Origin of the sequence: Saccharothrix australiensis (genome assembly GCF_003634935.1) — a bacterium.
GTDB classification, from domain to species: Bacteria; Actinomycetota; Actinomycetes; order Mycobacteriales; family Pseudonocardiaceae; genus Actinosynnema; species Actinosynnema australiense.
Genome location: NZ_RBXO01000001.1, coordinates 927,748 through 947,030 on the forward strand (window position 1 = coordinate 927,748; position 19,283 = coordinate 947,030).

Annotated in this window: 21 protein-coding genes and 1 pseudogene; 15 read left to right on the forward strand and 7 right to left on the reverse strand. The window is 72.5% G+C overall.

Annotation, left to right across the window (positions count from 1 at the left end; translation table 11 throughout):
• Positions 1 to 365 precede the first annotated feature (365 nt).
• Both C8E97_RS04495 and C8E97_RS35785 read left to right on the forward strand, forming a co-directional pair.
• Positions 366 to 1,823 (forward strand): AlkA N-terminal domain-containing protein, encoded by a 1,458-nt coding sequence (locus C8E97_RS04495; RefSeq protein ID WP_121010749.1) that lies wholly within the window; start codon positions 366 to 368, stop codon positions 1,821 to 1,823.
• 14 nt (positions 1,824 to 1,837) lie between these two features.
• Positions 1,838 to 2,296 (forward strand): annotated as a pseudogene (locus C8E97_RS35785) (methylated-DNA--[protein]-cysteine S-methyltransferase); the annotation flags it as partial.
• Between the two features lie 2 nt (positions 2,297 to 2,298).
• On the opposite strand, the gene C8E97_RS04505 reads toward C8E97_RS35785, so the two are convergent.
• Positions 2,299 to 3,111, reverse strand: coding sequence for a DUF2306 domain-containing protein (locus C8E97_RS04505; protein ID WP_342776184.1), 813 nt, complete (start codon positions 3,109 to 3,111; stop codon positions 2,299 to 2,301).
• 452 nt (positions 3,112 to 3,563) lie between these two features.
• Between C8E97_RS04505 and C8E97_RS04510 the strand changes: the two genes are divergently transcribed.
• From C8E97_RS04510 to C8E97_RS04520, 3 genes are read left to right on the forward strand one after another with little or no spacing between them, the layout of a single operon-like run.
• Positions 3,564 to 4,151, forward strand: coding sequence for an ArsR/SmtB family transcription factor (locus tag C8E97_RS04510; protein WP_211346908.1), 588 nt, complete (start codon positions 3,564 to 3,566; stop codon positions 4,149 to 4,151).
• The gene (locus tag C8E97_RS04515) at positions 4,151 to 4,867 is read left to right on the forward strand and encodes an SRPBCC family protein (RefSeq protein WP_121001925.1); all 717 of its coding nucleotides are present in this window, start codon (positions 4,151 to 4,153) and stop codon (positions 4,865 to 4,867) included. Before C8E97_RS04510 ends, C8E97_RS04515 begins: the two co-directional genes overlap by 1 nt.
• Positions 4,868 to 4,926: 59 nt before the next feature.
• On the forward strand, positions 4,927 to 5,721 hold the full coding sequence (locus C8E97_RS04520; protein WP_121010752.1) for an alpha/beta fold hydrolase: 795 nt from the start codon (positions 4,927 to 4,929) through the stop codon (positions 5,719 to 5,721).
• A 117-nt stretch (positions 5,722 to 5,838) separates the two neighbouring features.
• Here C8E97_RS04520 and C8E97_RS04525 read toward each other — a convergent pair whose 3' ends face one another.
• On the reverse strand, positions 5,839 to 6,672 hold the full coding sequence (locus tag C8E97_RS04525) for an SAM-dependent methyltransferase (RefSeq protein WP_121001927.1): 834 nt from the start codon (positions 6,670 to 6,672) through the stop codon (positions 5,839 to 5,841).
• Positions 6,673 to 6,894: 222 nt separating this feature from the next.
• Between C8E97_RS04525 and C8E97_RS04530 the strand changes: the two genes are divergently transcribed.
• The 3 genes from C8E97_RS04530 (at position 6,895) to C8E97_RS04540 (ending at position 8,447) form a co-directional block, all read left to right on the forward strand.
• Positions 6,895 to 7,779 carry a helix-turn-helix domain-containing protein gene (locus C8E97_RS04530; protein WP_121001929.1) on the forward strand — a complete coding sequence of 295 codons (885 nt, stop codon included), beginning with the start codon at positions 6,895 to 6,897 and terminating at the stop codon, positions 7,777 to 7,779.
• 139 nt (positions 7,780 to 7,918) lie between these two features.
• Entirely contained in the window at positions 7,919 to 8,158 is a 240-nt protein-coding gene (locus C8E97_RS04535) for a DUF397 domain-containing protein (RefSeq protein ID WP_170211615.1), read from the forward strand.
• Positions 8,142 to 8,447: a hypothetical protein gene (locus tag C8E97_RS04540; RefSeq protein ID WP_121001933.1), complete on the forward strand. Its 306-nt coding sequence runs from the start codon at positions 8,142 to 8,144 to the stop codon at positions 8,445 to 8,447. Before C8E97_RS04535 ends, C8E97_RS04540 begins: the two co-directional genes overlap by 17 nt.
• A gap of 517 nt (positions 8,448 to 8,964) precedes the next feature.
• Here C8E97_RS04540 and C8E97_RS04550 read toward each other — a convergent pair.
• Entirely contained in the window at positions 8,965 to 9,567 is a 603-nt protein-coding gene (locus C8E97_RS04550; RefSeq protein WP_121001937.1) for a TetR/AcrR family transcriptional regulator, read from the reverse strand.
• Between the two features lie 71 nt (positions 9,568 to 9,638).
• Here C8E97_RS04550 and C8E97_RS04555 point away from each other — a divergent pair, with 71 nt between their 5' ends.
• Positions 9,639 to 10,160, forward strand: coding sequence for a peroxiredoxin-like family protein (locus tag C8E97_RS04555; protein WP_121001939.1), 522 nt, complete (start codon positions 9,639 to 9,641; stop codon positions 10,158 to 10,160).
• A gap of 117 nt (positions 10,161 to 10,277) precedes the next feature.
• Here the strand turns inward: C8E97_RS04555 and C8E97_RS04560 are convergent, their stop codons facing one another.
• Positions 10,278 to 10,664, reverse strand: coding sequence for a hypothetical protein (locus C8E97_RS04560; protein WP_121001941.1), 387 nt, complete (start codon positions 10,662 to 10,664; stop codon positions 10,278 to 10,280).
• Positions 10,665 to 11,374: 710 nt separating this feature from the next.
• Between C8E97_RS04560 and C8E97_RS04565 the strand changes: the two genes are divergently transcribed.
• Positions 11,375 to 12,553, forward strand: a complete 1,179-nt coding sequence (locus C8E97_RS04565; RefSeq protein ID WP_121001943.1) for a Fic family protein — start codon at positions 11,375 to 11,377, stop codon at positions 12,551 to 12,553.
• 58 nt (positions 12,554 to 12,611) lie between these two features.
• Here the strand turns inward: C8E97_RS04565 and C8E97_RS04570 are convergent, their stop codons facing one another.
• A complete protein-coding gene (locus C8E97_RS04570) occupies positions 12,612 to 13,643 on the reverse strand; it encodes a tetratricopeptide repeat protein (protein WP_121001945.1) in 1,032 nt (343 codons plus the stop codon).
• A gap of 163 nt (positions 13,644 to 13,806) precedes the next feature.
• On the reverse strand, positions 13,807 to 14,046 hold the full coding sequence (locus C8E97_RS04575) for a helix-turn-helix domain-containing protein (protein ID WP_121010755.1): 240 nt from the start codon (positions 14,044 to 14,046) through the stop codon (positions 13,807 to 13,809).
• A gap of 172 nt (positions 14,047 to 14,218) precedes the next feature.
• Between C8E97_RS04575 and C8E97_RS04580 the strand changes: the two genes are divergently transcribed.
• The 5 genes from C8E97_RS04580 to C8E97_RS04600 all read left to right on the forward strand — a co-directional run bounded on the left by C8E97_RS04580 (position 14,219) and on the right by C8E97_RS04600 (position 18,569).
• Positions 14,219 to 14,545 (forward strand): helix-turn-helix domain-containing protein, encoded by a 327-nt coding sequence (locus C8E97_RS04580; protein WP_121001947.1) that lies wholly within the window; start codon positions 14,219 to 14,221, stop codon positions 14,543 to 14,545.
• 302 nt (positions 14,546 to 14,847) lie between these two features.
• Positions 14,848 to 15,849, forward strand: coding sequence for an AraC family transcriptional regulator (locus tag C8E97_RS04585; protein WP_121010758.1), 1,002 nt, complete (start codon positions 14,848 to 14,850; stop codon positions 15,847 to 15,849).
• A gap of 46 nt (positions 15,850 to 15,895) precedes the next feature.
• Entirely contained in the window at positions 15,896 to 16,759 is an 864-nt protein-coding gene (locus C8E97_RS04590) for a dioxygenase family protein (protein WP_425470657.1), read from the forward strand.
• A gap of 199 nt (positions 16,760 to 16,958) precedes the next feature.
• Positions 16,959 to 17,975 carry a cell division protein ZapE gene (gene zapE, locus C8E97_RS04595; protein WP_121001951.1) on the forward strand — a complete coding sequence of 339 codons (1,017 nt, stop codon included), beginning with the start codon at positions 16,959 to 16,961 and terminating at the stop codon, positions 17,973 to 17,975.
• A gap of 60 nt (positions 17,976 to 18,035) precedes the next feature.
• A complete protein-coding gene (locus tag C8E97_RS04600; RefSeq protein ID WP_121001954.1) occupies positions 18,036 to 18,569 on the forward strand; it encodes a hypothetical protein in 534 nt (177 codons plus the stop codon).
• A gap of 41 nt (positions 18,570 to 18,610) precedes the next feature.
• Here C8E97_RS04600 and C8E97_RS04605 read toward each other — a convergent pair whose 3' ends face one another.
• Positions 18,611 to 19,186 carry a dihydrofolate reductase family protein gene (locus C8E97_RS04605; protein ID WP_121001956.1) on the reverse strand — a complete coding sequence of 192 codons (576 nt, stop codon included), beginning with the start codon at positions 19,184 to 19,186 and terminating at the stop codon, positions 18,611 to 18,613.
• Between the last annotated feature and the right edge of the window lie 97 nt (positions 19,187 to 19,283).

Genomic DNA, 19,283 nt, shown 5'->3' on the forward strand with positions numbered 1-19,283 from the left:
GTCTTCTCAGCGCGGTGCGCCGAACCGGCCCGGCCGGTGGAACGGTGCGGCGACCTGCCACACCGAGCGGGACTGAACCGGGTGCGGCACACGGGTTGCGGTCACGGCCCGTGACGGGTCGGGCGTCGACCGTGAGGGCCGGTCGGCCCGGTGGTCCGGGGTCCGCCGGTCCCGGCGGGCCGGGGCCGCGCCGCCGCGCCGGGTGCGAGGCGGGGCCGGCGTGGCGCGCCGGGCCCGCGACCGCGCGCGGTCCGCGCCCGTCCGGTCACACCGGTCGCACAGCGTGGTGCGCCTGGCCGGGACCTTTTCCGTTGATGTCGCATTTCCGCCAGCCCGGCGCCGGTGGTTGACCGATGCTGGATGGCGTGCACGAAGACGCGGAACGTTGTGTGCGAGCCGTGCGGTCCAAGGACGCGCGGTTCGACGGGTGGTTCTTCACCGCGGTGCTGACCACCCGCATCTATTGCCGCCCGAGTTGTCCGGTGGTGCCGCCCAAGGTCGAGAACATGCGGTTCTACCCGAGTGCGGCGGCGGCGCAACAAGCGGGATTCCGCGCGTGCAAGCGGTGTCGTCCCGATGCCAGTCCCGGTTCCCCGTTGTGGAACCACCGCGCGGACTCGGTCGCGAAAGCCATGCGGCTGATCGCGGACGGCGTGGTGGACCGCGAAGGGGTGCCGGGGCTGGCCGCGCGGCTGGGGTACAGCGTGCGGCAGGTCGAGCGCCAGTTGCTCGCCGAGCTCGGCGCGGGCCCGCTCGCGCTGGCCCGCGCGCAGCGGGCCCAGACCGCGCGGCTGCTGATCGAGACGACGGCGCTGCCGATGGCCGAGGTGGCGCTGGCCGCCGGGTTCGCCAGCGTCCGGGCGTTCAACGAGACCGTGCGGTCGGTGTTCGCGCTGTCGCCCACCGACCTGCGGGCCCGGCGGGGCGCGGTGGCGGACACGCCCGGCGAGCTGTCGCTGCGGCTGCCGTTCCGCGCGCCGCTCTGCCCGGACAACCTGTTCGGGCACCTCGCGGCGACGGCCGTGCCGGGCGTGGAGGAGTGGCGCGACGGCGCGTACCGGCGGACGCTGCGGCTTCCGCGCGGGCACGCCGTGGTGTCGCTGCGCCCGCAGCCGGACCACGTGGCGTGCCGGCTGGCCCTGACGGACCTGCGCGACCTGTCGATCGCCATCGCCCGGTGCCGGCGGATGCTGGACCTGGACGCCGACCCCACGGCGGTGGACGACCGGCTGCGCGCGGACCCCGTGCTGAAGCCGCTGGTGGACAAGGACCCCGGCCGCCGGGTGCCCGGCACCGCCGACGCCGCCGAGTTCGCCGTCCGCGCCGTGCTCGGGCAGCAGGTCTCGACGGCCGCCGCGCGCACCCACGCCGGGCGGCTCGTGGCGGCGGCGGGCACGCCCATCGCCGACCGCGGCCTCACGCACCTGTTCCCGACACCCGCCCAGCTGGCCGAACTCGACCCGTCCGCGCTCGCGATGCCCACGTCCCGCAAGATCGCGCTCGCGGCCCTGGTGCGCGCGCTCGCGTCCGGCTCGCTGGACCTGGGCGTCGGCGCGGACTGGGACAAGGCGCGGGCGGACCTGCTGGCGCTGCCCGGCTTCGGCCCGTGGACGGTCGAGGTGATCGCGATGCGGGCGCTGGGCGACCCGGACGCGTTCATCCCCGGCGACCTCGGCGTCCGCGCCGCCGCCCGCGCGCTCGGCCTGCCCGACACCCCCGGCGCGCTGGTGCGGCGCGCGCGGGAGTGGCGCCCGTGGCGGGCCTACGCCGTCCAGTACCTCTGGGCGACCGGTGACCACGCGGTCAACCGGTTGCCCGCGTGAAAGGATCCGCCTTCATGGCACACACCACGGTCGACAGCCCCGTCGGCCCGTTGACGCTCGTCGCCGCGGCCGGCGCCCTCTCCGGGCTGTACATGACCGACCAGCGGTACCGGCCGGCGCAGGAGAGCTTCGGCCCCGAGGACGCGTCGCTGTTCGGTGACGTGATCGCCCAGCTGGAGGAGTACTTCGCGGGCCGGCTGACGGAGTTCGACGTCCCGCTCGACCTGCGGGGCACCCCGTTCCAGCGGACCGTGTGGGCGGCGCTGCTCTCGGTGCCGTACGGGCAGACGGTCTCCTACGGCGAGCTGGCCGCCGCGCTGGGCCGGCCGACTGCCGCGCGGGCGGTCGGCATGGCCAACGGGCGCAACCCCATCAGCATCATCGTCCCGTGCCACCGGGTGGTCGGGTCGACCGGCGACCTGACCGGGTACGGCGGTGGGCTCGCCCGCAAGCGGCAGCTGCTGGAGTTCGAGGCTCAGACGCCGACCCCCGGCCGGTCGGCGGGCCGCTCCTCGGGGCGGCCGGAGGGGTTGTTCGAGGCCGAGGGGCTGTTCGAGGTCGGAGGGCTGTTCGAGGGCCGGTCGGCGGACCCGCGCGCGGGGCTGCCGGGCTGACGGGCGGCGCGGGCGCGGCGCTTCCGGGCGTCGCCCCGCTCCAGCCACCACTCCACGAACAGGAACGGCAGCACCCAGCCCATCCACCCCGCCAGGCCCGAGACGGCCTGGGACAGCGCGACCTCGCTGCCGCCGAACGTCGTGTCGAGCTGCGGGGTCAGCGCGATGGTCGTGCCCACCGCCCAGAACCGGTTGGTGATGATGGACAGCGTCAGCGCGGAGCTGCGCAGCATCCACCGGCGGTGGTCGACGTACCGCTGCTGCCTGCCCATCCGGTAGCCGGCGATCGTGAAGCCCAGCCAGAGCAGGCCCATCAGGACGTTGCCCGCCTGGTTGATCGGGCCGAACGGGGACACCGCGCCGATCGCCACGGCGAGCACGCCGGCGGGCAGGACGCCGCCGAACACGTAGACGCGGCCCGCCAACCGGTGCCCGCGCGGGTACTTCTGCCGGAACCACGGCCAGATCTGCAACACGCAGGTCAGGATCGCGATCGACCCGAAGACCACGTGGGCGGCCAGCGCGGGGTAGTGCCACGCGTGGTCGCCCGGCTGCGGGACGCGGGACTGCGCCCGGTCCAGCGACAGGTACGGCGGCAGCGAGAACGCCACGAACGCCAGCACCAGGATACCCAGCGGTGCGACCCACGGCCGCCGCCACCATCTCACCCTCACTTGAGTCTCCACCATGAGGCGAATGTGGGGTGCGGGGCTGACGAAGCGCGCACGGAGGGCTGACGAAGGGAAGGGGGAGCGGGTGCGAGGCGGGGCGGGAGAGGGGGAGCGGGGCGGGGGGCGGGGGCGGGAGAAGGGAGCGGTGCGGCTGAGAGTCAAAGATCAAGAGCGTCCTCGCCGGACGGGCAGGCCGCCAAGGAGGGGGAAGGGCGTCGTGTTCTCCCCGTATGGCCTGTCGAAGACCACCACCCTTGTCAAGGCAGGTCAAGCGAAGGGCGTGCTTGACCTGCCTTGACAAGCGCGGTTGCCCTGCGGGCAGGCCATACGGGGAGAACACGAGGCCAGGAGTGTGGGAGGCATCCCGGCGGCCGACTCGGAGCTGCGGAGTGCGGAGGCAGACCGACAATGTTGGTTGTCTTGACAAGATTGATTGTCGGTGGGAGGGTTTGCCCATGCTTGAAGTGGCGGTGATCGAAGACGCGGCTACGGCCGAGGTGTCGTTGGACCCGGTCCGGGCGAGGTTGTTGGCCTTGTTGGCCGAGCCGGCGTCCGCGGCGATGTTGGCCGGCAAGGTGGGGCTGCCCCGGCAGAAGGTCAACTACCACCTGCGCACGTTGGAGCAGTACGGGCTGGTCGAGTTGGCCGAGGAGCGCCGCAAGGGCAACATGACCGAGCGGGTCATGCGGGCCACCGCCGCGTCCTACGTCATCTCGCCCGTCGCGCTGGCCGCGGTGCAGCCCGATCCCGAGCGGTCGCCGGACCGGTTGTCCGCGCGGTGGTTGTTGGCGGTGGCCGCGCGGCTCGTGCGGGACGTCGGCAACCTGCTCACCGGCGCGTCCAAGGCGGGCAAGCGGGTGGCCACCTTCGCCATCGACGGCGAGGTCCGGTTCGCCACCGCCCGTGACCGCTCCGCGTTCGCCGAAGAGCTCGCGACGGCCGTGACCGGCTTGGTCGCCAAGTACCACGACGACACCGCGGCGGGCGGGCGGGCGCACCGCGTCGTCGTCGCCGTCCACCCCAGCATCCCGAAGGAGTCGTGATGGGGCACGCGTTCAACGAGACCAACCGGGCCGTGCTGGACGGTGTCACGCCGGACCAGGTCTGGGCGGCCATCGCCACCGGGCCGGGTATCGACTCGTGGTTCATGGGCCGCAACGAGGTCGAGGCGGGCGAGGCGGTCAAGGGCGCGTTCGGCGGGTACCGGCCGCGTCACGCGATCACCGCCTGGGAGCCCGGCGAGCACCTCGCGTACGGCGGCGAGAAGGCGCCGGACGGCCGGTACCTCGCGTACGAGTTCCTGATCGAGGGCCGCGACCGGGGCAGCACGGTGTTGCGCATGGTGGTCGACGGCTTCCTGCCCGGCGACGACTGGCAGGACGAGTTCGAGGCGATGTCCGCGGGTGGCGCGATGTTCTGGCACACCCTGGTCGAGTACCTCCGGCACTTCGCCGGGCGCGTCGCCGTCCCCGTGACGGTGCTCGGGCCGGAGGTCGCCGACTGGCCCGCCCTGTGGACCGCCCTGCACCGCAAGCTCGGCCTGGACCGCGCGCCGCGCGCGGGTGACGAGGTCGAGGTGGACGGTCTCAAGGGGACCGTCTACTTCGCCAACTCCCAGACCGTCGGCATCCGCACGCCCGACGCGATGTACCGGTTCTTCCAGGGCATCACCGGTGTCCTGATCGCCATGCACCACGTCTTCGCCGACGACCGGCGCGACGAGGGCACGTGGGCCGCCTGGATGGGGGACCTGGCGTGACCGGGCAGGTGCGCGACGACGCCGCGCGGCCGAGCGCGGAGATCAAGGGGAGAGGGAAGATGGGGCACGTCACGTCCGCGGACGGCACGAGGATCGCGTACAGCCGGGTGGGATCGGGACCCCCGTTGATCATCGTCGACGGCGCGCTGTGCCACCGCGCGTTCGGCCCGGCGGGGCAGTTGGCGGAAGCGCTCGCACCGCACTTCACCGTCCACACCTACGACCGCCGCGGTCGGGGCGACAGCGGTGACACCGGGCCGTACGACGTGGCGCGCGAGGTGGAGGACATCGCCGCGCTGATCGGGGAGGCGGGCGGTCGGGCGCACCTGTTCGGGATGTCCTCGGGTGGGACGCTGGTCGCCGAGGCCGTGCACCGGGGAGTCCCGGTGGACCGGTTCGCGGTCTACGAGTCGCCGATGATCGTGGACGGCACGCGGGCGCCGATGCGCGCCGACTTCCCGGCGCGGGTGGAGCGGGCCGTGGCGGAGGGGCGGCGCGGCGACGCGGTGAAGCTGTTCATGGACTACGTCGGCACGCCGAAGATCGTCACGGCGGTGATGCGGGTGACGCCGCCGTGGAAGAAGCTCACGGCCGTCGCGCACACCCTGCCGAACGACCTCGCGGTGGTCGGCGAGTTCCAGCGCGGCACGCCGCCGCCGGTCGACCGCTGGGCGGGCGCGAAGGCGCCGGGCCTGGTCATCGCCGGCGGCAAGAGCCCCGACTACCTGCGCAACGCCCAGGCCGCCCTGGCGCGGGCGCTGCCGGACGCGGAGCTGAAGGTCCTCGACGGGCAGACGCACATGGTCAAGGCGCGGGTGACCGCGCCGGTGCTGGTCGAGTTCTTCACCCGCTGAGCGCGAGGGGTCCGGCGCGAAAGGACGGTCCACGGAGGACGATCGCCACGGGAGCGCCGTGCCATCCGCACATGGCACGGCGCTCGACGCGCGGTCACCGTCCTCCGGCGACGGTCGCTAGAGCTTCCGCGCGACCGCGCCAGCGATGCAGTGCGACACGGCGTCGAGCTTGCGCAGGCGCGGCCCGTCGGGCCACCAGTCCGCGCAGATCACCAGGCCCGGCTCGACCAGCTCCAGGCCGTGGAACAGGGACAGCAGCTCCGAGCGCGTCGCGAACCGGCCGGAACCCATCGGGGAGTGCAGGAACGTCTCCTCCATCCGGCGCGCGATCGCGGAGTGCTCCTCGGTCTCCGGGTCCAGGAAGTGGCTGATCGCCACGTACGAGCCGACCGGCAGCGCCTCGATGTACTCGCCCATGATCTCGGCGGTGGTCGGCGACTGCCCGTTGTAGTGGTGCAGCGTCCCGAGCTGGAACAGCGCGAGCGGCTGGTCGAAGTCGATGTGCTTGCGCACGGTCTCGTCCTGCAGGATTTCCTGCGGCTTGAAGATGTCCGCCGCGGAGAAGTGCGTCTGGTCGTTCTCCTCCAGCAGCGCGCGGCCGTGGGCGAGCACCACGGGGTCGTTGTCCACGTAGACGACGGTGGCGTCCGGCTGGATCCGTTGTGCCACCTGGTGGGTGTTCTCGGCGGTCGGCAACCCGGAACCGCAGTCCAGGAACTGGGTGATCCCCGTCTGGCTCGCGACGAACCGGGTGACCCGGATGAGGAAGGACCTGTTGTCCACGGCCAGCGTCGCGGCCTCCGGCGCGACGCGCTGGACGCTGCGCAGCACTTCCCGGTCGATCTCGTAGTTGTCCTTGCCGTTGAGGAAGGCGTCGTAGACCCTGGCGATACTGGCCTTGGTGGTGTCGATGAAGACGGGGGCGGCGGTGCCCGAGGACGTGGTCGGCATGGGGTGACCTCGCAATGGGGATAGGGGGCGGAGGGTGGTGCACGACGTCACAGTCCACCCAGCGTAAGCGCAGGGATCTGACGCGTGAGCAGGCGGTGCGCGGCGGACGGAATCGGGATGGGGGTGTACGTTCAGTGACGATGCGAGTTCGCCCCGCTCGGACACAACCGCTGTTCGGGTGGACAGTCTTCGCACGAGTGAGAACGGTCGGGAGGATCAGCGATGGCGATTGTTGACCCCGACGGCTCGTCGGCCGACCGGGACAGCGGCCCGACCGCGCTCCGCATCGTGCTGGGCTCGCAGCTGCGCCGGCTCCGCGAGGCGGTGGAGATCAGCCGCGCGGACGCGGGCTACGCCATCCGCGGCTCGGAGTCGAAGATCAGCCGGATGGAGCTGGGCCGCGTCGGCCTGAAGGAACGCGACGTCTCCGACCTGCTGACCATGTACGGGATGACGGACGAGGACGCGCGGGACAAGTTCCTCGCGATGGTCCGGCGGTCGAACGAGCCGGGCTGGTGGCACCGGTACACCGACCTGATGCCGGACTGGTTCCAGGACTACGTCGGCCTGGAGGAGGCCGCGACCCGCATCCTGACCTACGAGGCGCAGTTCGTGCCGGGCCTGCTCCAGACCGAGGACTACGCGATGGCCATCGCGAGCCACGGCCGCCCCGAGCTGGCCGGCCCGGCGGTGAAGCGGAGGGTGTCGCTGCGGATGCAGCGCCAGCGGATCATGTCCCGCCCGAGCGCGCCGCGGCTGTGGGCGGTCATCGACGAGTCGGTCCTCCACCGGCCGATCGGCGGGCGCCAGGTCCTGCTCGACCAGATCGAGCACTTGCTCTCCGTAACGGCGATCGCGCCGGTGACGCTCCAGATCGTGCCGTACCCGCTGAGCGGGTACGCGGCGGAGGGTTCGTTCACGATGCTGCGGTTCGGCGAGCCCGACCTGCCGGACATCGTGTACCTCGAACACCTCGCCGGTGCCCTCTACCTGGACAAACTCGAAGAGCTGGAGATCTACAGCCGCGTGTTCGACCGGCTGACGGTGGACGCGGAGACGCCGGACAGAAGCCGACAGATGCTCATGAAGATCCGAGCGGACCTCTGATTGCTCCTCCGTTCAGGGGAGTTTTGCGCTCTGCATCTGCACGTGCATTTACCCGGCCCTCACGGAGTGCTACGGTCCGTGCACAGCCAGATGCACGTGCAGATGCATCCCCGTCGTCGCGAATGGATAGGTGATGTCGATGGCCGTCGTGGCACACAACGGCATGTCCGCGGCCGAGTTGTCGGGCGTGACGTGGCGGAAGAGCGCTCGCAGTGGCGCCAACGGCAACTGCGTGGAAGTCGCTCTCCTGGACAGCGGCGACATCGCGATGCGCAACTCCCGGTTCCCGGACGGCCCCGCCCTCGTCTACACGCGAGCGGAGGTCGCGGCCTTCGTGGCCGGTGTCCGGGACGGGGAGTTCGATGACCTCGTCGACTGACCAGGCTTGCCGCACCACGTTCCAACTGCGTCAGCTGATCGAGCGCGGGTTCCAGTTCCTCCACCCGCGCGACGCCCGCGGTGAGCTCGCCGCGGTCGTCGGGGTGCGAGCGCACGACACCGTCATCGATGTCGTGCGCCTGCACACCGAAGACGACGCCGTGGCCATGCGGATGCCTGCCGACGAGGTGAACGTGCTGGCGCCCAGCAGGTTCTCGTGGCGGCGGCACGGGTCGGCGGCGAGGGTGCTCGACGAGCTGCTCGAACTGCCCGACGACCGCACGGCCTGATCGGACCGCCCGTTCGACGGATCGGACGGGGGAGGGGCACGCGGTGCCCCTCGTCGACGAACCTGACCTGGAGACGCAGCGGGAACCGGCTCCGCGCCCTTGCCGGTTCCGGGTCGCTCTGAGCGGAACTCCGTGTTCGTCGCCAGTGGCGCGGAGGTCAGCCGCACCTGACCTCCGCGCCGGCTGACCGGCGGTCGAGCGCCGTGCGCCACCGGGCCGTGCGTCGACCGGGCCGTGCGTCGACCGGGCCGTGCGTCGACCGGGCCGTGCGTCGACCGGGCCGTGCGTCGACCGGGCCGTGCGTCGACCGGCTGGTCGAGACCACGACCGGGCGGAGCGGGCCGGGTGACATCTCCGGGCCGTGGTGGCTCCCGTCGTCGGCCGGGGTCTCAGCCGTGTCGATGCCGACCGGGTCGGCTGCGGCGGCACGCTCCCGGTCCGGGCGACCCGCTCCGCATCGTTCGTCCACAGCGGAAGCGGATGACGGGATGCCTCGCGTGGCGGGTTCCGGTGTCGGTCAGTCCGCCGCCAAGCCGCGCAGCACGACGCTCAAGCCGTGGCGGAACTCGGCGTCGGCCAACCTCCGCGCGGTCGACGCGGTGTCCGCGAGCAGCGGGTACTCGGTCTGCTCCGCCATCACCTCCGTTCCCGGCCCGGACAGCGGGCCGAAGTGCTCCAGTTGCAGCGCGCCGATGAGGTAGCCGAGCAGCGAGCGCAGCGCGACGACCCGCCGCGTGCCGGTGAAGCCGGCCGCGGTCAGCACCTCCAGCACCGCTTCCGTCCAGCGCAGCAGCGCGGGACAGCGGTGGCGGTGGGTCATCGTCAGCGGCACGGCGGCCGGGTGTGCCGCGACGGCGTCCCGGACCCGCACGAACAGCGCCGCGACCTGGTCGGGCCACGGCGCGTCGGGCGGGCCGGTGTCCACCGCGGACAGCACGAGGTCGAGGACCAGCGCTTCCAGTTCGGTCCGGTCGGTGACGTACCGGTACAGCGACATGGTGCCCATCCCGAGTTCCTGCGCTACCGCGCGCATGGACAGGGCGGGCAGACCTTCGCGGTCGATCACGGCGAGCGCGGCGACGGCGAGGTCGTTCTGGGTGAGGGATCTGGGTCGTGGCATGGCGCTTGACAGCGTACGCCATACGCTCATAGCGTGGTGAGCGTACAGCGCACGCTTACGAGGGGGATGATGTGATCGAGGTACGCGAGTGGGAGGCGGTCCAGGGTGGCGTGGTGCGGGTGCCCGACCCGGAACGCCTGGTGCACCTCCAGTTCCGCCGGTTCGCCGGCTGCCCGGTGTGCAACCTGCACCTGCGGACGATCGTCGCGCGGCACGACGAGATCCGGGCGCGGGGCATCACCGAGGTCGTCGTGTTCCACTCGTCGGCCGCCGAGCTGCTGCCGCACGTCCGCGACCTGCCGTTCGCCGTCATCGGCGACCCGGAGAAGCGCCTCTACGCCGAGTTCGGCGTCGAGTCTGCGCCGCGCGCCCTGCTCGACCCCCGAGCCTGGGGAGCGATCGTGCGCGGGCTGGCGCGGGACCTCGTCCCCGCGATCCGGGGCCGCCGCCCGCTGCCGACGCCGTCCGGTGGCCGGCTGGGCCTGCCCGCGGACTTTCTCATCGCGCCGGACGGCCGGCTGATCGCCGAGAAGCGCGGCGTCCACGCCGATGACCAGTGGTCGGTGGACGAGCTGCTGGCCGCCGCGACCTGAGTTGTCCACAGGGGTTGTCCACAGTTGTGGACACATCGAACACGTGTTCGATTCAGGGTCGGCGCCCCGGACGCGAGCGGCGTCCGGGGCGCGGTCATCCCGTTCGGTCGCTGACGATCAGTTGCTGACGATCAGGATCCAGCCCACGATCCCCAGCTGGCACGTGTAGGAGCTCCACACGCCTTCGTTCCGGCCGTTGTTTCCGGCGAACTGGCAGTTGGTCTGCCCGTCCGGTCCGTCGAAGGTGTTGAGGTCGACGTCGGTGAAGGAGCCGTAGGTCGGCTCCACCAGCACGCTGTAACCGGCCACGCCGTTGCGGCACGTGTAATCCGAGAACACGCCGCCGTCGACACCGTGCTCACCGGTGTCGGTGCAGTGCGCCAGGGTGCCCGTGTACAGGTAGACGTCGGGCTCGGGCGTCGCCTGCGCGGCACCAGCGGTGAACGCGAACGACGCCGCCGCGGCGGCCAGGGTGGTGGTCAGGACCCGCGCGAGCTTGCTCATGTCGGTTCTCCCAGAATGTCGGATTCGACCGGGTCGACGCCATGTCGCAGCGCCTGGAGTGACGTTAACAGCGGATTACCGGCGTTTCACGGGTCATTCTCGTCGACTGTGAATACCTTGCTGCGGGTCCGGGTACCGGTATCCGTGAAGGCGCTGGTAACTGTCACGCGCGAGATCTCCTGTGAGCTGTGTCACGTAGCCGCGTAACAGTTTAAAAGACTGCCGGTGGAGTACCCGGTAAAGGCGTTGGCGCGGTTCTGGTTACCCTGCTCGCCGCAGCCCGGATAATCGATCGAAAGGAGCCGGCCGAATTGTCGGGGTGGCCCCTGGCAGGAATGACTGCCCGGCATGGCCGAGTCCGGTCGGCCCGCCGCCTGCCGGTCGGCGCGGGGCGCCGTCGTCGCCACCAGGCCGATGCGCACGACCGGGAGGCCCGTCCGCCCGGCCTGCCGGCGCCCGTCCGCCCCGGCAATGCGCCGCCGCCCGGAAAAACGCGGCGCGCTGTGGAATAACGGCCCCTCGCGGCGATGGCCGCAGATGTGCGGGGTCCTCACCGGCCGGCGCAACCGGTGGTCACCGGCCTGTCGACCGGGTGACGGGGAATGGTCCATACCGCGCGTCCCGAGCGATTCGGTGAATTCCCGCCTTTGATCGGTATATGCAGGTGAAGTGCATTGCGCATTTACTTCACCTGGTGGATGCTGCTCCCCATGAACGTCCCTCCCCTGCCAGCAGGGCAGTGGGCACCGGTACCCCGCCTACCCGGCATCCCCGAGGCGCTCCTGCGCGAAGGCGCCTACCTGCCACCGCCGCTGCCGTCGGACCTGCCGCTGCCCGCGGCCACCCACCGGCTCGTCGCCGAGGCCGAGCACGCCCTCGGCCGACTCGACGAGGCCGCCGCGCGGCTGCGCGTGCGGTCCGGGCTGGTCCGCGCCACCCAGGTGCGGGACGCGCAGGCGTCGGCCGGCCTGACCGGCGTGCTGATCGGCCTGCGGGAAGCGCTCGCGGCGGACCTCCTCGCCGGCCGGGGCGACCCGCCGGTGGACCGGTCCGCGCCGGAGCAGCTGCTCTCGCCCTACCTGTCGGCCTACGACCACGGCCTCGACCGCGTCCGGCGCGGCGCGGTGGTCGACGCCGGGCTGGTCGGGGAGATGACGGCGATCATGACCGGGCGGCCCGGCCTCGGCCTGCGCGACCTGCTGCGCCGCGAGCCCGGTGTGCTCGGCGTCCGCCCCGACCGCCCCTACCTGCTGACCGCGACCGGCGCGCACCTCGTGGCGCAGCTGGAGCAGTGGTCGACGTGGGTGCGCGAGGAGGACGAGCAGCCGAGGCTGGCCAAGATCGCGCTGGCCCACTACCAGCTTGAGGTGCTGCAACCGTTCCCCACCGCGAACGGGCACGTGGCGCGGGTGTTCTCGATGCTGGAGATGGTGCGGTGCGGCCTGTTGCGCGACCAGGTGCTGCCGCTGTCGGTGTGGCTGGACGACACCCTGCCCGAGTACGAGGAGCGCATCCGCGCGGTGGTCGACACCGGGCGGGTCCACGACTGGGTCGGGTTCTTCGCGCGCGCCGTCCGGGATCAGGCGCTGGCGCAGCTGCGGCTGGTCGGCCACCTGGAGGAGCTGGCCGAGCGGTACGCCCGGCTGCTGCCGCGGACGGGGAAGCTGCCGGAGGTCGCCGCCGCGTTGATCGGCTTCCCGGTGGTCGACCACCGGGCCGTGCGCGACCGGCACGGGGTGACCATGAAGGCCGCCACCGACCTCACCCGGCGGCTGGTCGAGCGCCGCGTCCTCGTGCCGTGGGACTTCCGCGACTACCGACGGGTGTTCGTCTGCCGCGACGTGCTGCGCCTGCTGGCCGACGACCCGGACACCACCGCCCTGCCGTGATCGCCCCCGGCACCGGCCACGGCCCGTCCGGCACGCCTCGTCCGTGGTCCCGGTGGGATCAGCCGTCGGGTCGCCGGCCAGGGTGGTCCCGGCCCGGTGCCGCGCTCGGGCCGGCCGCCGGGTCCGGGTTCTCGGCCGGCTCCCGGTCCTCGGCGGGTCCCTGGTCGGCGAGCGGTCCCTGGTCGGCGAGCGGTTCCGGGTCGTCGGTGGGTTCGCGGTCGGCCGCGGGTCCGGGGTCTTCGGCCGGCTCCGGGAGGTCGGCCGCCCGGTCGTCCCCGGTCGGTTCCGGGTCGCCGGTCGGCGGCACGCCCGGCGGCAGGTCGAGCAGCCGGCGAGCCTCCACCGCGTCGTCGCCGGAGAGGTCGGGCAGCGCGCGCTGCAATCGGCGGCGCGCGGCGGCCTCGTCACCGGACAGCCACAGGGCGCGGGCCAGCAGCACCCGCGCCCGCGCCCGGTCCGGGTCCGGCGGCAGGCCCTCGAACACCCGGTCCGCGCGGGTCAGGTAGTTGACCGCCGTGTCGAGCCTGCCCGCCTCGATCATCAGCGCGCCCAGGTGGGCGAGCGAGCGCGCGATGCCGGCCGGCCGCTCGTGCACGATGTTCAGCTCCAGCGCCTCGTCCGCGCACCCGATGACCCGGTGCAGGCGGCCCTGCGCGCGGTAGGTGGCGGACAGGGCGGCCAGCGCGTCCACGATCGGTTCCGGCTCGTCCAGCAGCCGCCGGATGGCCAGTTCCCGCATCCCGAGCGCGGCGGCGAGCCGGTGGAGCCCGTGTGCCCGCAGCGCCTCCGCGCCCGCCCGGAACGCCGCCGCCAGCGACCGCGACGTGGGCAGCGCGGCGGCCAGCGGCGCCGCGCAGTCGTAGAGCCGGCGGCACCAGGTCTCGTCGGCGTCCGGCGGCAGGGCCGCCCACACGTCGGTGAACAGCGCGACGGCGGTCCCGTCGGCCTCCAGCACCGCCGCGACCACGTCGTCGAGCCGTTCGGCGAACCAGCGGCGCACGTCGGCGGTGTCGGCCGGGCCGGGCTCCCCGGTGTCGTGGCCGAGGGCGCGCCGCACGACCCGCAGCAACTGCTTGGCCTGGTCGCTCACCTGCCGCCGTCCTTCCCGGTCCGCCGGCCCGGCTCCGATCGGCCGTCGTGCGTGGGCCACTGGTCACATCGGGGCGCGCCGCCCATCCATCTCTGTTGATCATTAGTGTCAATCAATCGGGTGATTCCGGGAACCGCCAAAGCGTCGGTCTGCCGGGTGGCGTTCAGTCGTCCCCGGCGCCCGCGGCGACCACCTCGAAGAGGTCCTCGAACTGCATCGGCGCGAGTGCGGTGAGCGCGCCGCCGATGAACGCGGGACCGGGGCGCAGCTCGCCGTTGAGCACGCGGGCCACCGTCGACCGGTTCACCCCCATCGCCTTGGCCAGCGCGTAGTCCGAGGGGTAGCCCGCCAGGAGCGCGGCCTTGGCGAAGGCCGCGGTGCGGAGCCTGATCGTCTTCGGCATGGCCACCTCGCGTCGTCTGTTGTGCGCCCGGAACGTCATGTTGCGTACGCAGAACACTAGTCCGGACGGTGGATGTTGTGCGCACGCAACCTGTGTTGCGTATAAACTGCGAGGTCAGGCGTGGTGGGTGTGCATTGCGAACGTTGTGTGCACGCGACTAACATGTGGCGGCATGACCGATGACGAGAACACTTCCTCGGGCTGGTGGGACTACCTCCAGGCCAACCTCCGGGCGCGGGGCATGTCCACCGGCGAGCTGGCCCGTGGCGCGCGGGTCGACCGGAGTCGCCTGACCGACTGGAAGCGGGGCGGCAAGGCGTCCGTCGACTCCGCGCGGGCCGTCGCCGCGCTGTTCGGGGTGAGCCCGCTGGAGGCGATGGTCGCGGCGGGGGTGATCAGCCGGGAGGAGGCGGCGCTGCGCGAGGTGCGGCCGGACCCGGCGCTGCTCGGCGACGAGGAGTTGGTGGAGGAGCTGAGGCGCAGGCTGCGCAACTGCTGAACACCGCCCCGGCCCGGCTCGGCGCGGTCCGGGCCCGGACGCGGGTCCGCGTCGTGGTCCGGGTCGCTGGTCCGCGTCGCGGGCCGGGGTCCGGGTTGCGGGCCGGGCCGATGTGGGCGGCGGTGGCCCGGAGTCGGCGCGGGGGCGGGGCGTGGCCGGTGGGTCGTCCACCCGTCGGACGCGTCGGGGACTCCACGTCACCTCGTGGCCACGTTCTGTTCCCCACGGGCTCCGGTCATGCCATCGTGGCTTTACCAATGATTGGTCTGGACCTCCGGTCCGGGTGCGAAAGGATGGCGACGATGCGTGGCACAACCGTGTTACCGGGCACGCCCTGTCAGACACCGCGCGTGGGTGAACTGCCGATGCACCGGTTGGAGGTGCCGATGCCCAACGCGCTGCCGTTCGCGATCGGCACGTTCGAGGCGATCGGCCCGATGTCCCGCGCGAACTTCCCGCACCGGCACACGTTTCACGAGATCGTGTACGTCACGGGCGGGACCGGCACCCACGTCGTCGACCTGGCCCGCTGGGAGTTGAGCCCGCCCCACCTGTGCGTCATCGCGCCGGGCCAGGTGCACCACTGGGTCGACACGCGGGACCTGGAGGGCTTCGTCGTCCTGTTCACGGACGACTTCCTGATCGACCACCCCGCGGACCGGGACCTGCTGCGCAGGCTGAGCGAGCGGCCCTGGCTGACCCTGGACGACGCCACCCACGCGAGCCTGTCCGGCCTGATCGCCGAACTCGACGTGGAGTACCGGGCGCGGGAGGTCGGCGTCGAGAGCGTGCTGCGCTCCCTGCTGCACGTGCTGATCGTGCGCGCGGCGCGGCTGCCGGAGACCCCGGCCGCCGCGCCGCCCGCCCGGACCGGCGCGGTGGCCGAGGAGTTCGCGCGCCTCGCCGGCCGGCCGGACGTGGACCTGTGGTCGGTGCGCGCCTACGCGGAGCGCATCGGCGTCACGCCCGGCTACCTCACCGAGGCGGTCAAGGCGGCGACCGGGCGCACGCCGTCGGAACTGGTCCGCGAAGCGCGGGCCAGCGAGGCGAAACGGCTGCTGGCCCGGACAGACCTGACGGTTCGGCAGATCGCGGCCCGCGTCGGGTTCGCCGACCCCGCCTACTTCTGCCGGTTCTTCCGACGTGAAACAGGGGTCAGCCCTGGCGACTTCCGCCGCACGGGTGACATCCGGCGCTTGCCACAGGGTGACGGCGTTCACAGTTATGACCGCCCGCGAGATACACCACGACCAACCGCCCCAGTCCATCGTCCGCGCCAGGGGGTCTCCATAGGTTCGTTATGAATTCCCGAGACCGCCACCCCCACGAGGAGCAGTCATGGACACGCCCATGGACGGCGACCACAGCACCAACGAGGAATCCACCGATTCCCGCAGCATCAGCCGCAGGCCGGTCCTGCGCGCGGCACTGGCCGCGGGTGTGGCCGTGCCCGCCGCGCTGATGGGTGTTCCCGCGCTGGCCCGCACCGTGCCCAGCACCGGCGGAACGCTGGAACTGACCCCGGAGTGCGACGACGGCGACGACCCGACGCCGGCGCAGACCGAGGGCCCGTACTTCAAGCCGAACTCGCCCCAGCGCACGTCGCTGGTGGAGCCGGGCACCGTCGGCACCCGCCTCACCGTCACCGGCTACGTGTTCGGCCTGGCCTGCCGGCCGATCGCCAACGCCCTGCTGGACTTCTGGCAGGCGGACAACAACGGCGTCTACGACAACCGCGGCTTCAAGTTCCGCGGGCACCAGTTCACCGACGCCCAGGGCAAGTTCACGCTGAGCACGATCGTCCCCGGCCTGTACCCGGGCCGCACGCGGCACATCCACGTGAAGGTCCAGGCGCCCGGCGGCCGGATCCTCACCACGCAGCTGTACTTCCCGAACGAGCCGCGCAACAACACGGACACGATCTACGACCCGCGCCTGCTGATGACGATGTCGAACAACGGCACGACGCGGATCGGCGAGTACGACTTCGTGCTGAACGTGCGGCAGACGCCCACCTCCACCTCCAACCCGACCTCCACCAGCCCGACCGGCCCGACCACGGTTCCCCCCGGCGGCACCTGGACGATCGGCACGCAGTACGCGCCGGGCACCACGGTCACCTACGGCGGCGTGACCTACGTCTGCACCCAGTCCCACACCGCCCAGCCCGGCTGGGAGCCGCCGAACGTGCCCGCCCTGTGGCGGGTCGGCTGACCCGAACAACGCCGCGCGGCCCGGTTACCGATCGCGCCCAACCCTGCCTTCGGCAGCAGTCCCGGCGTCCCGCGCGTGCCCCGTCTCCGGAAGGCCCCCGACCTGTCGGGGGCCTTCCCGGCGTGGTGAGAACCCTCACGGTGGTTCGACAACGCCGCCCGCCGCTTGCGATGCTCGCGGTGAGGACACCGGGGGAACGTTGAGCACCGACTTCGACCGCGCGGCCCGGCGGGCGGGCTTCGCCCTGGACCCCGCCCAGCGCGCGGTGGCCGACCGCCTGGCCGCCCTGGGCCGCGAGCTGACCCGCCGCCGGCCGGCGCGCGGCGTGTACCTCTGGGGCCCGGTCGGGCGCGGCAAGACCTGGCTGACCACGACGTTCTTCCAGGGCCTCCCCCTGGAGTCCAAGCGCAGGCTGCACTTCCACGACTTCTTCCGGCGGTTCCACGCCGCTTGCGCGCGCCACCTCGCCGAGGCCGACGCGGTCGACCGGGCGGTGGACGAGCTGCTCGGCGGCGTCCGCTTCCTGTGCTTCGACGAGTTCCACGTGCACGACCCGGGCGACGCGATGCTGCTGTCCCGGCTGCTGACCTCGTTGTTCCGGCGGGGTGTCGTGCTGCTGACGACGTCCAACCACCCGCCGGAGCGGCTGCTGCCCGACCCGATGTACCACCACCTGTTCGAACCCGCGATCGCCCTGCTCACCGCCGAGCTGGACGTCGTGGAGCTGACGGGCGAGCGGGACTACCGGACGGTCGGCGCGGACGTGCCGCGGTCGGAGTTCGAGCGCGGCCACTACCTGTGGCCCGGCGGGGAGGACGGGCTGCGCGAGGTCGGGCTGACGCCGCCCGCCCCCGGCGAGGCCGTCGAGCTGGCGGTCAACGGGCGGCGGCTCACCGCCGACGCCGTGCGCGACGGCCTGGTGTGGTTCGACTTCCACCGCCTCTGCGCCACACCGACGTCCACAGTGGACTACCTCGTGCTCGCGGAGTCGTTCTCCCACTGGGTGATCTCCGGCCTGCCGGTGCTCGGCCCGAGGTCGAAGGACGCGGCGCAGCGGTTCGCGAACGTGGTGGACGTCCTGTGCGACCGCGACGTCCGCCTCACGCTGGTCGCCGACGCGCCGCTGGAGCGGGTCCTGCGCGACGCGGCGCTGCCGCTCGACGTGGACCGGACCGTCAGCCGGTTGTCGTTGCTCGGGACGCCGGTCGGTCGGTAACGCGGGCACCGGGTTCCACCGATGCCGGGGCAACGCGTCCGCGAGCGTCTGGAGCCCGTCTTGACCGACAACGTGTCCGCAGGTGTGGTGCTGCTCCCCGCCGAGACGACCGTCCCGGTGACCCGCGACGAGGACCACCAGGCGGAGTTGTCCCGCTACCCGGTGGCGCCGGGGATGCCGCGGACCGAGGTGGTCGAACTCGCCTGGACCGCCGGCGGCCGGGTGATCGAGGTGCGCCTGGACGGGCTGCGCGTGGGCGAGTTGACGCACGCGGTGTCGCAGCGGTACGCGCCCGTGCTGGCGCGGTTGAGCGCGGGGGGTGCGCGTGCCGGGTGCGTCGCCCTGCTCCGGGCGGGCGTGCAGGGCACGGAGGTGAGCCTGCGGCTGCCGCGCGACGGCGACGCCCCGATCCCTTCGGGCGCAACGGGATTCGCGGTGTCGTCGTGGCGCGGGTCGGGCCGGCGGCGTCCGTGGTGGATCGCGGTGGCGGTGGTCGCGGCGATCGCCCTCGCGGCGGCGGTCGGGTCCGGCGTCCGGAGCACCGAGACGGTGTCCGGCAGCCCGTCGGCCCGCGACGGCGTCGCCTGCCGGTAGCGCGCCGGGAGGGCCCGACCGGTCGGGCGGGCCCGTGCGCGTCAGCGGACCACGTCGTAGACCAGCTTCTGGATGCCGTTCGAGTAGGACTCGCTCTCGACGAGCTCCAGGTTCTGCCTGTCCTTGTCGGCCGAGCCGAACATCCGCTTGCCCGCGCCGAGCAGCACCGGGAACACGAGCAGGTGGTAGCGGTCCACCAGGCCGGCGTCGGACAGGCCGCGGTTCAGGGTGGCGCTGCCGTGGACGCTGATCGGACCGCCCTCGGTCTCCTTGAGCGCCGCGACGTCGTCCAGGGAGCGCAGGATGGTGGTGTCGCCCCAGTTCGACACCAGGTCCTGCTCCCGGAGGGTGGTCGACACGACGTACTTGGGCATCGCGTTGTAGCCGGCGAACTCCTCCACCATGCCCGGCCACACCGGCGAGAACGCCTGGTAGCTCACCCGGCCCAGCAGCAGCGCGGTGGCCTCGTCCTGCTCGCGGCCCTTGATCTCGTAGGCGTCCGCGTCGAACTCGACGTCCTGGAACGTCCAGCCCGAGTTGCGGTAACCCGGTTCGCCGCCGGGCGCCTCCACAACGCCGTCGAGCGAGATGAACGCGGTGGAGATCAGGGTGCGCATCGGTTTCGTGCTCCTCGGTCGGTCTTGCGTGCTGTCATCAGTGCGTCGAACGGGGACCGTCCGAATCGACACCGGCCGTCGGAGATTTCCGGTGTGC